General features: G+C 42.9%; 12 protein-coding genes. 9 read left to right on the top strand and 3 right to left on the bottom strand.

The window, feature by feature from the left end; translation table 11 throughout:
• Positions 1–52: 52 nt before the first annotated feature.
• From AM279_RS16090 to AM279_RS16060, 7 genes are all read left to right on the top strand, one after another.
• Positions 53–676: a TetR/AcrR family transcriptional regulator gene (locus AM279_RS16090; protein WP_054409047.1), complete on the top strand. Its 624-nt coding sequence runs from the start codon at positions 53–55 to the stop codon at positions 674–676.
• A gap of 86 nt (positions 677–762) precedes the next feature.
• The gene (locus AM279_RS16085; protein WP_054409046.1) at positions 763–1,362 is read left to right on the top strand and encodes a TetR/AcrR family transcriptional regulator; all 600 of its coding nucleotides are present in this window, start codon (positions 763–765) and stop codon (positions 1,360–1,362) included.
• A gap of 34 nt (positions 1,363–1,396) precedes the next feature.
• Positions 1,397–2,773: a TolC family protein gene (locus AM279_RS16080; RefSeq protein ID WP_054409045.1), complete on the top strand. Its 1,377-nt coding sequence runs from the start codon at positions 1,397–1,399 to the stop codon at positions 2,771–2,773.
• Between the two features lie 8 nt (positions 2,774–2,781).
• Entirely contained in the window at positions 2,782–3,843 is a 1,062-nt protein-coding gene (locus AM279_RS16075) for an efflux RND transporter periplasmic adaptor subunit (RefSeq protein ID WP_054409044.1), read from the top strand.
• 39 nt (positions 3,844–3,882) lie between these two features.
• Positions 3,883–7,056 carry an efflux RND transporter permease subunit gene (locus AM279_RS16070; protein WP_054409043.1) on the top strand — a complete coding sequence of 1,058 codons (3,174 nt, stop codon included), beginning with the start codon at positions 3,883–3,885 and terminating at the stop codon, positions 7,054–7,056.
• 348 nt (positions 7,057–7,404) lie between these two features.
• Positions 7,405–9,891 (top strand): TonB-dependent receptor, encoded by a 2,487-nt coding sequence (locus AM279_RS16065; protein WP_054409042.1) that lies wholly within the window; start codon positions 7,405–7,407, stop codon positions 9,889–9,891.
• 64 nt (positions 9,892–9,955) lie between these two features.
• The gene (locus AM279_RS16060) at positions 9,956–11,143 is read left to right on the top strand and encodes a PepSY-associated TM helix domain-containing protein (RefSeq protein WP_054409041.1); all 1,188 of its coding nucleotides are present in this window, start codon (positions 9,956–9,958) and stop codon (positions 11,141–11,143) included.
• 19 nt (positions 11,144–11,162) lie between these two features.
• On the opposite strand, the gene AM279_RS16055 is transcribed toward AM279_RS16060, so the two are convergent.
• Genes AM279_RS16055 through AM279_RS16045 form a run of 3 tightly spaced genes read right to left on the bottom strand, consistent with a single transcriptional unit; the run spans position 11,163 to position 13,464 of the window.
• Positions 11,163–11,741: an HPP family protein gene (locus AM279_RS16055; protein ID WP_054409040.1), complete on the bottom strand. Its 579-nt coding sequence runs from the start codon at positions 11,739–11,741 to the stop codon at positions 11,163–11,165.
• Between the two features lie 14 nt (positions 11,742–11,755).
• Positions 11,756–12,202, bottom strand: a complete 447-nt coding sequence (locus AM279_RS16050) for a LexA family protein (RefSeq protein WP_054409039.1) — start codon at positions 12,200–12,202, stop codon at positions 11,756–11,758.
• Positions 12,193–13,464, bottom strand: coding sequence for a Y-family DNA polymerase (locus AM279_RS16045; RefSeq protein ID WP_054409038.1), 1,272 nt, complete (start codon positions 13,462–13,464; stop codon positions 12,193–12,195). Before AM279_RS16045 ends, AM279_RS16050 begins: the two co-directional genes overlap by 10 nt.
• Positions 13,465–13,610: 146 nt before the next feature.
• Here AM279_RS16045 and AM279_RS16040 point away from each other — a divergent pair, with 146 nt between their 5' ends.
• Positions 13,611–14,363, top strand: coding sequence for an SDR family NAD(P)-dependent oxidoreductase (locus AM279_RS16040; protein ID WP_054409037.1), 753 nt, complete (start codon positions 13,611–13,613; stop codon positions 14,361–14,363).
• Positions 14,364–14,574: 211 nt separating this feature from the next.
• A complete protein-coding gene (locus AM279_RS16035) occupies positions 14,575–15,321 on the top strand; it encodes an NUDIX hydrolase (RefSeq protein ID WP_054409036.1) in 747 nt (248 codons plus the stop codon).
• Positions 15,322–15,344 lie beyond the last annotated feature (23 nt).

Raw genomic sequence — 15,344 nt, 5'->3', positions numbered from 1 at the left:
AAAACTTTGGAAACTTTTTTGGTTTTTAAAGTTTCCTGATTACATTTGCACCATGGAAAAGGAAATGAACATGAGCGGGCTTATTCTCGAAAAGGCAAAAGAGATGTACCTAAACCTTGGTTTTAAAGGCGTTACACTCGACGATATAGCACAGGAGATGAGCATTAGCAAAAAAACCATTTACCAGCACTATGCCAATAAAAACGAACTGGTTGAAGCTGTGGGCACATACCTGATGCAGATAATTTTTGACGAAATACAAAAAATAGCAGCTTCAGGGTGTAATGCAGTAGAAGAACTGTTTGAAATAAGAAAATACCTGAGAAGAACATTAGAAGACAAGTACCGCCTTGCTGCTTACCAGCTTACACGTTTTTTTCCGGAGATATCACAAAAAATGCACATGAGGCAATTTGACAGGATGAAAGAGAGCGTATCGCGCAACCTGCAAAGAGGTATTTCCGAAGGCCTGTACAGGACTGATATAAATGTAGACTTTGTATCGCGCATATACTTTACAGGTATCTCGGGCACTAAAGACAGCAGTGTTTTCCCTGAAGAACTGTTTAACACTAACGACCTCCACAATCTTTATCTTGAATATCATTTACGCGCCATTTGCACGCCAAAAGGCATACTACTCGCCGAAAAATACCTAACCGAAAATAAAGAATAAGGTTAACGCAATTTTAACATTTGAGTTTCGTTAAACATTATAATTTTGCGTTTGACAAAAATGTCAAACAAAATAGTTAAACAAAAATGTCAGCTAAAATTACAGAATTAGATACAGAGCAATTAATTAAAGATACCGCCCGCAGGATATTCTTCGGCGAAGGCCGCTTTAATGCTACTACACAGGAAATTGCCGATGCCGCAGGAGTAAACCGCACACTGATAAATTATTACTTCCGCTCGCGCGATAACCTGTTTAACACCGTATTTGAAGATGCCCAAAAGCAGGAACACGAACGTACTGAAAGCATTGTGTTTAGTACAAAACCGCTTAAGGAAAAAATAATGGATTACCTGGACCTGTATTTTGAGCAGAGTAAGGAGTTTCCTTACCTGGAAATATACATGGTTACCCAAATGAACCAGGGCTGCGCATATAAAGACCACGAAAGCATGAGCCGCCTGTTAGACAAGTTTTATCTTGAAATAGCCGTAGAGATGGATAAAGGCAATATAACCAAAATGAGGCCGGAGCAGTTTATGCTCAACTTTATCTCACTTACGTGTTTCCCGGTAAGTATGCGCCCATTGCTACAGGAAACCATGGGCTTTACCCCCGATGGCTTTGACAGGCTTATTGAAGAGCGCAAGCAAATAATAATGGACCTATTGTTTAAACCAGAATAATCATTACAATCAATTAATAACAGTTAACATCAAAATGAAGACCCAAAGTAAAATAAGGAGCATTACCCAAAGCGGTTTTGCCCTGTTTATGGCCCTGCTGGCGTTTGTGCAGGTGCAGGCACAAACAGTGCCCGCCCAAAACATTACGCTTAAAGATGCCGTAAACTATGCGCTGCAAAACAAAGCCGATGCCGCCAAGGCTAAGCTTGACGTGCAAAACAGCGAATACCAGATAGAGGAAGTACGCTCTCAGGCGCTGCCTACTATAAGCATAGATGGTAGTGTTACTTACAACCCTATCCTACAGCTTAATGCACTACCAGGTGACTTTTTTGGCGCCCCTGGCACCACCATACTGGCCCCGTTAGGGCAAAAATGGAACAGTGTTGCCGGTGTAACCCTTACGCAAAAGCTGTTTGACCAGTCGGTTTTTACAGGACTTAAAGCTGCAAGGACCACACGTGAGTTTTACCAGGTTAACGCCCAGCTTACCGAAGAGCAGGTTATAGAGCGTGTAGCCACGGCTTACTACCAGGTGTACATACAAAAACAAAATCTTGGTGTATTAGACAGTACTTATGCAAACACCCTTGAGGTGCGCAACATTATTAAAGGCCAGTTTGATAACGGGCTTGCCCGCAAGATAGACCTTGACCGTATGAATGTAAACCTGAACAATATTAGCTCTCAACGCCAAAAGGTGTTAAACGCCGTTCAGCAGCAGGAAAACGCGCTTAAGTTTTACATGGGCATGCCTATTGAAACACCTATAGTACTGCCTGATACCGAGTTTGAAATTGCCACCCTGGCGTCAAGCAACGTGCCGGATGCTACAACGCGTACAGAATATCTTGTACTTAAAAAACAGGAAGAGTTATACCTGTTTGACAAGAAAGCCAAACAGGCGGCATACTACCCTACCCTATCGCTTACGGCAGGATACAACTATATAGGCCAGGGCCCGGAACTGCCATGGTTTGCAAAACCGTCTGACGGGGTATACTGGTCAGATTATTCTACCATAGGCCTTAACCTGCACATACCGGTGTTTACAGGGTTTGGCACACGTGCAAAGGTGCGCCAGGCAGATATTCAGCTTAAAAAAACCGAGCAGGACATAAAAGACACCAAGCTTGCCCTTGACCTTGAATATAAAAATGCGGTAACTCAAATAGACAACAGCCTTACCACTATTGAAAACCAAAAGGAAAACGTAAAGCTGGCCCAGGAAGTTATGGACAACACCCAAAACAACTACCAGCAGGGGCTTGCACCACTTACTGACCTGCTTGATGCTGAGAACTCACTGATTGAAGCTCAAAACAATTACAATGCTGCAATGCTTGACTATAAACTGGCCGAAGTGCAGCTTATAAAAGCCAAAGGCGAACTACAAACACTTAAAAACTAAAAATAATCATGAAAAAGGTAATTTATATAGTAGTTATAATAGCTGTACTGGGTCTTGGCTATTTTATACTGAACAAAAACAAAGAAAAGAACGAAGCCGAAACAGCAGTTGTGGCGCAAACCAACAACTCTGTAGCTGTACGTATAGATACTGTTAAGACTGAAGTACCTAACCTTGAATATATTGCCAACGGTACTTTTGAGGCTGCACAACAGCTTGAATTCCCTGCAGAAAACAACGGCCGTGTGGTTAAAGTATTAGTAGACGAAGGCGACGCAGTGCGTGTGGGCCAGGTACTTGCCATTATAAAAGGCGACCAGCTTAACATACAGCTTCAAAATGCAAAGGCATCTTATGAAAATGCACAAAGCGATGCGCAGCGTTATGAAAATGCCTTTAAAACAGGCGGTGTAACCAAGCAGCAGCTTGACCAGGCTAAACTTGCCCTTACCAACGCCAAGGCACAATATGATGCTGCCAAAATAAACATAGGCGATGCCAGCATTAAATCAAGTATAAACGGTATTGTAAACAAACGTAATATAGAGCCGGGAAGCGTAGTTTCTCCGGGTACTGTACTATTTGAACTGGTAAACGTAAGCACCCTTAAGCTTAAAGTAACCGTTACAGAGCAGCAGGTGGCTACCCTTAAAAAAGGCGACAAGGTAAAAGTAACTGCCAGCGTATATCCTGACAAGGAATTTGAAGGCGTTGTAACGTTTATTGCCCCAAAGGCAGATACATCGCTTAACTTCCCAATTGAGGTTGAAGTATCTAAAAACCCTGACAATGCACTTAAGGCTGGTATGTATGGCAGTGCGGTATTTGGTTCAGGCAAAACTCAGAAGGCCGAAGTTATGATCATACCTCGTGTAGCCTTTGTGGGCGGTGTGGGCAACAACCAGGTTTTTGTGGTTAAAGACAGTGTGGCCAAGCTTACCAAAATTGTATCGGGCCGTATTTTTGGCGAAGAGGTAGAAGTGCTTAAAGGCCTTAACAATGGCGATGTTGTAGTTACAAGCGGCCAGATAAACCTTGCCGATGGTTCTAAAGTAAATGCTGTAAAATAAGCCCCCTTCCCCCCAATGGGGGAACTTAAACTAATCAAAATGAAAATAGCAGAAATATCAATAAAACGGCCAACACTTATTATAGTGTTGTTTACCATACTTACTTTGGGCGGGCTTTACAGCTACAGCAGCCTTAGCTATGAGCTTATCCCTAAGTTTGAAACAAATGTTATTACCATAAGTACGGTATATCCGGGTGCTTCGCCCGGTGAAATAGAAAACACCGTTACCAAAAAGATTGAAGACGCGGTATCTTCACTGGAAATGGTAAAGAAAGTAGAATCTAAATCATACGAAAGCCTTTCTGTTGTAATGGTTACCCTTATGGCCGAAGCTGATGCAGACTATTCACTAAATGATGCCCAGCGTAAAATTAATGCCATAGAAAAAGACTTACCTGAAGATGCCGACCCTCCATCGCTTGTAAAATTCTCTTTAAGCGACCTTCCTGTAGTAACCCTGGGGGCAACCAGCAAAATGGATGAAGTAACGTTCTACGACCTTCTTGACAAGAAAATTGAGCCCATACTTAGCCGTGTAAACGGTGTTGCGCAGGTAACCCTTGTAGGTGGTGAGGAGCGTGAAATACAGGTAAACCTTGACCAGGATAAGCTAAAAGGCTATGGTCTTAGCATACCACAGGTACAACAGGTAGTATTAGGCAGTAACCTTGACTTTCCTACCGGTAGTGTAAAAACGCGTGAAAACAGTATGCTGGTGCGCCTTGCAGGTAAGTACCGCAGTGTAGAAGAAATGCGTAACCTTGTTATATCAAGCAAAGACGGTGTACAAATTCGTTTAGGCCAGGTGGCCGACGTGCAGGACAGCCAGAAAGAGGCCGAAAAAATAGCACGTGTAGATGGCAAAAGTGCTATAGCAGTACAAATTACCAAACAAACCGATGCCAATGCGGTACAGGTAAGTGAGGATGTGCGCAATGTAATTTCAAAAATTGAAAACGATTATAAAAAAGAAGGGCTTAAACTGGTAGTGGCAAATGATACTTCTGAGTTTACCCTTGTAGCAGCCGAAGGCGTTATACACGATTTATTTATAGCGGTATTCCTTGTGGCATTTGTAATGTTGTTCTTCCTGCACTCGCTGCGTAATGCACTTATTGTAATGGTGTCTATCCCTGCATCGCTTATTGCCACGTTTATAGGCATATTTGTTATGGGGTATACCTTAAACTTAATGAGCCTTCTTGGCCTATCGCTTGTGGTAGGTATTCTTGTAGACGACGCGATTGTGGTACTTGAAAACATTTACCGCCACATGGAAATGGGCAAAAACCGTGTGCGTGCCGCTTTTGACGGTACTGCTGAAATTGGCTTTACAGTATCGGCCATTACCCTGGTAATTGTGGTGGTGTTCTTGCCTATAGCTATGAGTACAGGCCTTGTAAGCGACATTATAAAACAGTTTTGCGTGGTGGTGGTTATTGCTACATTATTGTCGTTACTATCATCATTTACGCTTATTCCATGGCTTTCATCGCGCTTTGGTAAGCTGGAGCATATAACCGGCAAAAACCTTTTTGGTAAAATAATCCTTGGTTTTGAAAAAGGCCTTGACAAGTTTACCCACTGGGTAACCGGCATACTTACATGGTCACTTAAAAACTGGAAAACAAAGCTTGCCAGCCTGGGTGTTGCCATTGCCATGTTTATTGGCTCTTTAATGATTGCAGGCACTTACATTGGTGGCGAATTTTTTGCAAAGCTCGACAGGGGCCAGTTCATGGTGCAAATAGAGCTTCCTAAAGATGCATCGTTAGAGCAAACTAACCTTGTGCTGATAAATGCCGAGCGTTTCCTTCAGGGCAAAAAAGAAGTAAAGAGCCTTATTACCACTGTAGGGCAAACCAGCGAAGGCTTTGGGGGTTCTCAGGCCACGGTATATAAAGGTGAAATTACGGTAACCCTGGTTGACGAAGAACACCGCGATGATAACTCGTTTGTATATGCCGCCAAAACTAAGCTGGAACTGCAAAAAGTTCTTGTTGGCGCCAAGATAAAAACCGTGCCGGTAAGTATAATGGGTGGTGCAGATGACGCACCTATAGCCCTAACCGTTACAGGCAGCGATTTTGAAAGCACCTATAAATGGGCTGAAGCTGCTGCTAATGAGCTTAGGAAAATACCGGGTGCATCTGAAGTAAAACTCACATCGGAATCAGGTTCTCCGGAAATTGATGTAAAGGTAGACCGCGACAAGATGGCTGCCCTGGGCTTAGACCTACAAACCGTAGGTTTAACCATGCAAACGGCCTTTAACGGTAATACCGATGGTAAATTCCGTGCCGGGCAGTATGAGTATGATATTAACATACGTTTTGGCGAATACAACCGCATGAATATTGATGATGTGCGCAACATGACCTTTACAAACACTAACGGGCAGGAAGTAAAACTAAGCCAGTTTGCCGATATTACCGAAGGCTCAGGCCCAAGCTTGCTTGAGAGGCGCGATAAGAGTACATCGGTAACCGTACAAGGGCAAACCGTAGGGCGTCCTGTAGGTAGTGTTGTGGCCGACTGGACCGAAAAGTTTGAAAAACTGGAACGCCCGTCTGGAGTAAATTATGTATGGGGTGGCGATATGGAAAACCAAAGCGAAGGTTTCGGCACATTACTTATAGCACTACTTGCTGCTATTATATTAGTTTACCTTGTAATGGTAGCACTTTATGACAGTTTTGTGTATCCGTTTGTGGTATTGTTTTCTATACCGCTTTCGTTTATCGGTGCGCTGCTTGCATTGGCACTTACAAACAATACACTGAATATCTTTACTATATTAGGTATCATTATGCTTATTGGCCTTGTGTGTAAAAACGCAATCCTACTGGTAGACTTTACCAACCACCGTAAGGCTGAAGGCGAAAGTACGTTTAATGCACTTGTTCAGGCTAACCACGCCCGTCTGCGCCCAATCCTTATGACTACTATTGCAATGGTGTTTGGTATGATTCCTATTGCAATTGCAAAAGGTGGTGCTGCACAAATGAACAACGGCCTTGCATGGGTAATTATAGGTGGCCTTATCAGTTCGCTGTTCCTTACCCTGATTATTGTGCCGGTTGTATATTCAATATTCGACGGCTTAATCCGCAGGTTCAGTAAAAAAGAAAAAACCGACTTTGCTGCCGAAATGGTTGCTGATTATGAGCACCGCGAACTAAGTGAAGACGGCTTTACTGCAAAACATTAATTTCAGGATTTCTAAATTGAAGGTTAGCCCCGCGCAGCAATGTGCGGGGCTTTTTCATTTAAGTAATTTTAATTTTATAACATGATTAAACATTCTTGTTATAAAATTAAACAAATTATTGCTAAAACCATTAACTGTAGTAATATAACTTACGGTTTTACCTACAAATTTTCTGAAAATAGTTCAATTATAAAACGATAAAGTATAAAATTGAAAATGGTTTTTCTTTAAAATTATAAAGATTTTGTAAAAAGCACTTTTCGCTCTGTGTTAATTTAGAATAATTAAAAATAGCATTGTGTAGTAATCTTTTGGGCAATACATTTGCAGCACCTAACAAAAGAAAAAATGAACACAAACACATTAAAAAAGTTCTTTTCTGCTTTTATGCTTTTAAGTACCGTAGTACTATGGGCACAAAACAAGGCGGGAATTAGCGGCACTATTGTACTTAGTGACAATTCGGCTGCTGAAAGCATAAACGTTGCCCTTAAAGGCACATCATTTAGCACCGTGAGCGACGCAAGCGGCGCTTATGAATTTAAAAACGTAAAACCGGGCACATACACAATACGCATTACGGCGGTGGGTATTACCACCCAGGAAGATGTTGTAACGGTAGCAGCCGGCGAAAAAGTTGTTAAAGACTTTACCCTTGCTGAAAGTGCCGAGCAAATGAAAGAAGTGGTTATTGAAGGCCAGGTTAATAAATTTGCACGAAAAGAAAGCCAGGTGGTAAGCAAAATGCCACTTAAAGACATAGAAAACCCACAGGTTTACAATACCATTACTGCCGAAGTTTTAAAAGAACAGGTAGTTACAAATTTTGACGATGCACTTAAAAATGCACCGGGCATAGACAAGCTTTGGGAATCTACCGGAAGGGGCAGTGATGGCGCAGGCTACTTTTCATTAAGGGGTTTTGCAGTACAGCCTACCATGATAAACGGTGTACCCGGCCTTACTAACGGCAGCCCGGACCCTGCTAATATAGAGCGCATTGAAGTTTTAAAAGGCCCATCGAGCACGCTTTTTGGCAGCAGCCTTGTATCTTATGGCGGCCTTATAAACATTACTACTAAAAGGCCTTTTGAAACTTTTGGAGGTAACATATCTTATACAGCAGGCACTTATGGCCTAAACCGCACAACTCTTGACATCAATACCCCTCTGGGCGACAGCCAAAAAGCATTTGTAAGGCTAAATGCAGCTTATCATACAGAGAACAGTTTTCAGGATGCAGGCTTCAGGAAATCGCTTTTTGTAGCGCCATCATTACTTTATAAAGTAAACGACAGGCTTACTTTTAACATCAATACAGAGTTTTACAACGGCCGCAGCACTAACCAAACTATGCTGTTTGTAGACCGTTTCTCTCCGCTAAGGGCTACTAACATTGCTGAGCTGGGTTACAACCCATACCGCTCTTACACCGGTAATGACCTTTATATAGACACCCCTACCTTTAACCTTCAGGGCCAGATGAACTACAAGCTGTCTGACCAATGGACATCTCAAACCATTGTGTCGCGCAACTCATCTAAATCAGATGGTTACTATTCATATCTTTATGAAGGTACTTCTACCATAGAAGCACAAACAGGTGCCGTTTTTCAGGACGGTATGATATTTGCCCGCTACACCAGCAAGCAAAATTCTCAAACTATTGGTACAGATATACAACAAAACTTTATAGGTGAGTTTAATACAGGTGCTGTTAAACATAAATTTATAGGCGGCCTTGACTACTACAATACTAATGTAATTGGCAACAACACCGGTTATGGTGCGCAGGGTTTTGTAAACATTGGTGTAGACCCAACCATATTTGCAGCCATAGCTCCGGCACTTCACGCAGCGTTTAACATCCCTATGAGTTCTATAGCCGATGATACAGGCGTACTTACACAGGCCGGTGCCGATGCAGGTATTGCGGCACTTGGCGACCCGGGTGTTAATTACTCTAAATCAAAACAGGAAATTTTCAGCGCTTATGCAAGCGAAGTGGCTTACCTGCTGCCTAATCTTAGTGTAATGGCCAGCCTTCGTGTAGACCGTTTTAGCAACAAAGGCGACATAAGCACAACAGCCGATGACTACAACCAAACAGCGCTTTCGCCTAAATTTGGTGTGGTGTACCAGCCAATACAGGACAAAGTTGCTGTATTTGCCAACTACATGAATGGTTTTAAAAACGTTGCTCCGGTACTTACACCAAGCGGCAATATTATTACTTTTGACCCTGAACAAGCTAACCAGCTTGAGTTTGGTACAAAACTTAACCTGTTAGACAACAAATTAAATGCTACAGTTAGCTACTACAACATTAAGGTAAGCAACACTGTAATATCGGTTAGCCCTGAAGAATATATCCAGGATGGTGAGCAGGTAAACAAAGGTATTGAAGCCAGCTTAAGCGCAAGCCCTATAGAAGGCCTTAATATTCTTGCCGGCTACAGCTATAACGACAGCCGCCTTGAAAAAGCAGAAGCAGGTAATGACTTCCTGGGCCGCAGGCCGGAAAGCGCAGGCCCCCAAAACCTGGCTAACCTTTGGGCAAGCTACAGGTTTAACACCGGCGTACTAAACGGTTTCGGGCTTGGTTTTGGCGGCAACTATGCCAGCGAAAACAAAATATTTAACCGTAACCTTGCCGGTACCTTTACCCTGCCTGAGTACACGGTGCTAAATGCATCTGTATTTTACAACGCACAGGATTTTGTTATTACCCTTAAGCTTGACAACATTACAAACGAGGAGTATTACAAAGGCTGGTCTACAATAAGCCCGCAAAGGCCTCGTGTATTTGCAGCAAACTTTACTTACAATTTCTAAACCAATTATAAAATTATCCTCCCTTTTAACTTAAGGGAGGATAATTCTTTTTAATATTGCGCCCATGGCAAAAAAAAGAAAGCCAAAATACTGGACAGGAAAAATTCACTTATGGCTCGGGCTTACCTCCGGGCTTATTGTGTTATTGCTATCGGTTACCGGGTGCATTTATGTATTTAGCCAGGAAATAACCGAGTGGCAGCGCCATGACGCTATTTATGTACCCGAGGTTAAAGGCGAAAGGCTTGCGCCAAGTGTGGTGTGGAACAAAACCCTTGCGGCTGTAGGAGATTCTATTGCCTTTGAGGATATGCACATTTACAAAGACCCTGAAAAAGCATACGAATTTCATTGTTATAAGGCGGTTGAAGAAACAAGCTCTATCTGGTATTTTGATACTATTGAATATTATTACCAAATATATGTAGACCCTTATACAGGTGAGATTTTAGGCATTTACGACCAGGAAAAAGACTTTTTCAATATTGTAAAAATGCTGCATTGGAGCCTGCTGCTTAAAACCGAAATAGGCCAGCCCATAGTAGGCTGGAGTACTTTCATTTTTGTGATAATGCTTATAACGGGCCTTATATTGTGGTGGCCAAAAAACAAAGCGGCACGCAAGCAGCGCTTTTGGTTTCAGTGGAAAGACACTACCAAGTGGCGCCGTAAAAACTATGACCTGCATAACATTTTTGGCTTTTACATATCATCTATTGCTATTATTGTAGCCTTTACAGGCATGGTGTGGGCGTTTACATGGTTTCAGGCTATTGTGTATGTAGCCGGTTCACAAAGTATTACACCTCCTGAGGTAGTAAAGAAAGAATCGGTAATTAGCAATGGCGATAAAAACCAGGCGTTTGATACCGCTGCTGCCACAACCTGGAAAAAATATCCCTCTGCCGATGCTATAAGCGTGGGTATGCCTGAAGATAAAAAGGGCGCTATACAGGCTTATGTACAGCAATACAGGGGCAAGTATTTTGTATATCACCAGCTTCAGTTTGATAAATACACCGGTAAATTATTACACGTACGCGACCACAGCGAGAAGAACTTTGGCGAAAAGCTAATTACAGCCAATTATGATATTCACGTGGGTGCCATACTGGGCATTCCGGGTAAAATAATAGCCTTTATAGTAAGCTTTACCTGTGCCATGCTTCCCATAACGGGTTTCCTGATATGGCGCGGGCGTACTAAAAAAGACAAGAAAGCAGCAACGCCTTTAAAAACAAAAATCGGGTAATACCCGATTTTTTTATGCTTTAATATTTCCTGAGCCAAAATTTATACCACTGTTTGTTTTTAGGATAGCTTCTGTGTGATGTAGCGTTGTTACAAACCAACGCCACCAAAAACAGTATGAGTACCCCTGAAAGCACCGGACTGAGTACATAAAAATAGCCCAGGGCGTGTATTTTGGGTGAACCCACAGTAGCAATTAACGCTGTAGCCCCGCCGGGTGGATGCAGGGTTTTAGTCATCTGCATAGCTATAATAGCCAGTGCTACAGAAAGCGCCGAGGTAAGCCACAGTTCTGCGGGAATAAATTTATACACCGTTACCCCTACCAGCGCTGATATTACGTGCCCGCCAATAAGGTTACGCGGCTGGGCAAGCGGGCTGTTTATGGCCCCATATATCAGTACCGATGATGCCCCAAATGAGCCTATAACAAAAATATAATCAGAAACAGGCAGGTAGTAGCTGCTTATAAACCCAATTAAACCAATACCCAAGAAAGCGCCAATAAAGGTCCACAGGTGTTCTTTAGCATCAATAAGGGTTTCTTTATAAATAATATATCCGGCCTTTTTAAGATGGCGCTGTACTTTTTTCCTCATGCAGCAAAGGTAAGCTATACTACCTTTTTAATTACATAAGTTACAATACCCCATACCATAAACTGGTTGTTTTCGGTAACCTGTAGTAGTGGATAGTCAGGGTTTTCAGGCACCAGGTACAAGCAGTCAGGCTGTACTTTAAGGCGTTTTACGGTAAATTCTGTATCAATAAGGCACACGGCTATACTGCCGTCATGGGGTGGCAGGCTACGGTCTACCACCAGTATGTCGCTCTCGTCTATTCCTGCTCCCGTCATGGAGTTTCCGGCTACCTTTACATAAAACGTAGCGGCATCATTGCGCGATAGTTCCCTGTTAAGGTCTATCTTATACTCCATAAAATCGAGCGCCGGAGAGGGAAAACCGGCCTGCACCGTACCTGCAGCCATAGGCAATGCCGTGCCTGCATTATAATGCGGGACATAAACAGAAAGCGGCTGTATGTAGCGTTTTACCGGCATTGTACTGTAAGTATATCTTTAAATGCTGTTGTATATCGTGGCGAGCGCATATTTTGCTTCATATCCCAGGTTTTTTCAGCCTGCGCCCCCAGGCGGATTATGCGCGTACCCATCTTTTGGTTTACTTTATCCATAGCCGTCATAAGCTTAAGGTGGCGCGGGTCTTCGTCTACAAACAGGTCAAACTGCTTTGCATTATCAGGAATAAGTTCCGTAACAATTACACCCGCCTTTTTAAACTTAACGGTATCGGTAGCCGCCATAAGCTGTTTAAGCAATTGTATGGCAGTGGCGCTTATGGTAAGCGCACTGTTTGTAGCATAAGGCAGGGTAAGCGCCCTGCTGTAGTGGTACTTGGGTATGTCTATACTGTGCTTATCGGCCACCAGCATTACAATAATCGTATGGCAGCAGGAATTTTGCCTGCGCAGTTTTTCGGCAGTAACGGTAGCAAAGGTAGACACCCGTTCGCGTATCAGGTCATAATCCGTTAACTGCTTAGGGAAGCTGCGGGTAGTGGCAATGCTTTTCTTTTCTTCGGGAACCTCGCCGCTGCCTATTGCGGGTGTGCCTTGCAGTTCGAGCTTAATGCGCATACCAATAACCCCCATATTCTTTTTAATCCACTGCTCCATACCCGGCTGTATAAAGTCTATTGCTTTTTGCACACCTATAGCCTTAAGTTTTTTTACCGTGCGATAGCCTATGCCCCACACATCGCCTATTTTAAGCCACTTTAAGGCCTTTAGGCGCTTTTCATCAGTATCTATAACATACACGCCTTTTGTTTGCTCCTGATACTTCTTGGCTATTCTGTTGGCTGCTTTTGCCAGGGTTTTGCTGGGCGCCACCCCCACGCAAATGGGCAGGCTTAACCATTTAAGCACCGTTTCCTTCATTTCCATACCATAGGCATCAAAATCAGCTACCGCAACGCCTGTAAAATCAAGAAAGGCTTCGTCTATGCTGTACTTTTCCACATTTGGCGTAAAGGTGTTCATTACGGCAAAAACCCGTTCGCTCAAATCGCCATACAGCGAATAGTTAGACGAAAACACTTTTACATTAAACTGCCGTAACTCTTTACGTATCTTAAACTCCGGCTGGGCCATGTCTATACCCAGTGCCTTAGCCTCTTCACTGCGCGATATTATACAGCCGTCGTTGTTAGACAATACCACTACGGGCCTGCCGTTAAACTGCGGCTGAAATACCCTTTCGCAGGATACATAAAAGTTATTACAGTCAATTAATGCATACATACAGCAAAGCTATAAAATTATTTGATTATTTTCTTATAAAAGAAAGAATAAAATAATTTACTTAACTAAAATTTAAACTCGCTTCTTTATTAAGCAATGAAATATATTGTGTAACTTTATAAGACAAACAAATAAAACATAAGTTTATGTCAATTTTAAAAGATAAAGTGGCATTTGTATCGGGTGGTGGCTCAGGAATAGGCCGTGCCATTGCCGAAACCTATGCCCGCGAAGGTGCCAAAGTAGTAATAGCCGATGTTAACGAAGCCCACGGCGAAGAAACCGTTAAGGCCATTACAGCCGCCGGTGGCGAGGCCTTTTTTATAAAGGGAGACTCTTCTAAACCGGAAGACAACAAGAAATTTGTAGATGAAACCGTGGCTAAATACGGCCGCCTTGACATTGCCTGCAACAATGCCGGTATTGGCGGGCCTGCTGCCCCAACAGGCGAATATGACATTGCCGGGTGGGATAAGGTAATTGCCCTTAACCTTAGTGGTGTGTTTTATGCCTGCCGCTACCAGCTGGAGCAAATGGACAAACAGGGTGGCGGTAATATTGTAAATATTGCCTCTATACACGGCACGGTTGCAGCACCAAACAGCGTGGCTTACACTGCTGCCAAACACGGTGTTGTGGGCCTTACTAAAAACATTGCCGCCGAGTATGGCCAGAAAAACATTCGCTGTAATTCAGTTGGGCCGGGTTATATAGCCACTCCCCTGCTGGATGCCAACCTTGATGATGCCTCGCGCAGTGCAATTGCCGCAAAAGCAAGCATGAACCGCCTGGGCAAACCGGAAGAAATTGCCGAGCTTGTGGCATTCCTTAGCAGCGATAAATCGTCGTTTACAACGGGGGCATACTTTATTGCCGATGGTGGTTATACAGTAGTATAACGCCCTTAAACATAAGAGCATAAAAAAAGCCGTTGCGAGTATGTCAACGGCTTTTCTAAACAATAAATCAACCAACTTAGCTTTTTTGGGAAATGCTAAATTTAATGCTTCAAATATAAGCAATAAATTTTGAAATGCAAATAGTTTCATAAAAACTTAAGTGTGAGCCAAAAAGGTTTACTTTTGCGGATTGGGAAGAGAAAATAAGGTTATGAATTTAAAAGAGCTTTTAACCGCACGTTCTAAAGAAGCATGGGGCTTATACCTGCCGCATATTTCGCTGGACTGCGTGTTGTTTGGTTTTCATGATGCTACTTTAAAAGTTTTACTGCTAAAGCTAAAAGAGCAGGACACGTGGTCTTTACCGGGTGGCTACATGGAAAAAGAAGAAGAAATACATGCTGCCGCAGGCCGCATATTATCTGAACGCACAGGGGCAAACAACATATACCTGGAACAATTCAGGGTATTTGCCGAACTTAACAGGAGCGAATCGTTTTTTAACGATTATCCTGATACATTATGGCACAAACAGCGCTTTATAAGCGTGGGCTTTTATGCGCTGGTTGATTATACCAATGTTGAGCCTGTGATTGATGATTTAGGCGAAGCGTGCGAATGGAAGGATGTAAACGAGCTTCCGGAAATGATGATGGACCACCGCAGGATTTTAGATGAGGCACTAATAACACTAAGGAGGCAGCTTAACTACAAGCCTATAGGCATGAACCTGCTGCCGGAAGAGTTTACAATGCCTGAGCTACAAAAGCTGTATGAAATTATATTGGGCAAAAAGCTGAACCGCGGCAATTTTTACCGTAAAATGATGGCTTATGACATTTTAGACAAACAGGAAGAAACCCGACGCGGGGGTGCACACAAGGCACCCAACCTGTATAAGTTTAACCTGGAAAAATACATGGCTGCCCTTGCCGAAGGATTTAAGGAAAGCTGGTAATAAAAAATGGCTCGTATAACTTC

Origin of the sequence: Flavobacterium akiainvivens, from assembly GCF_001278115.1 — a bacterium.
Taxonomy (GTDB): domain Bacteria; phylum Bacteroidota; class Bacteroidia; order Flavobacteriales; family Flavobacteriaceae; genus Flavobacterium; species Flavobacterium akiainvivens.
Note: the sequence above shows the minus strand (reverse complement) of the source record. Positions and strands in the feature narration are given on the sequence as shown.

Coding starts and splice junctions, on each gene's coding strand:
- AM279_RS16090 (WP_054409047.1), top strand. CDS start 53: ATGGAAAAGGAAATGAACATGAGCGGGCTTATTCTCGAAAAGGCAAAA.
- AM279_RS16085 (WP_054409046.1), top strand. CDS start 763: ATGTCAGCTAAAATTACAGAATTAGATACAGAGCAATTAATTAAAGAT.
- AM279_RS16080 (WP_054409045.1), top strand. CDS start 1,397: ATGAAGACCCAAAGTAAAATAAGGAGCATTACCCAAAGCGGTTTTGCC.
- AM279_RS16075 (WP_054409044.1), top strand. CDS start 2,782: ATGAAAAAGGTAATTTATATAGTAGTTATAATAGCTGTACTGGGTCTT.
- AM279_RS16070 (WP_054409043.1), top strand. CDS start 3,883: ATGAAAATAGCAGAAATATCAATAAAACGGCCAACACTTATTATAGTG.
- AM279_RS16065 (WP_054409042.1), top strand. CDS start 7,405: ATGAACACAAACACATTAAAAAAGTTCTTTTCTGCTTTTATGCTTTTA.
- AM279_RS16060 (WP_054409041.1), top strand. CDS start 9,956: ATGGCAAAAAAAAGAAAGCCAAAATACTGGACAGGAAAAATTCACTTA.
- AM279_RS16055 (WP_054409040.1), bottom strand. CDS start 11,741: ATGAGGAAAAAAGTACAGCGCCATCTTAAAAAGGCCGGATATATTATT.
- AM279_RS16050 (WP_054409039.1), bottom strand. CDS start 12,202: ATGCCGGTAAAACGCTACATACAGCCGCTTTCTGTTTATGTCCCGCAT.
- AM279_RS16045 (WP_054409038.1), bottom strand. CDS start 13,464: ATGTATGCATTAATTGACTGTAATAACTTTTATGTATCCTGCGAAAGG.
- AM279_RS16040 (WP_054409037.1), top strand. CDS start 13,611: ATGTCAATTTTAAAAGATAAAGTGGCATTTGTATCGGGTGGTGGCTCA.
- AM279_RS16035 (WP_054409036.1), top strand. CDS start 14,575: ATGAATTTAAAAGAGCTTTTAACCGCACGTTCTAAAGAAGCATGGGGC.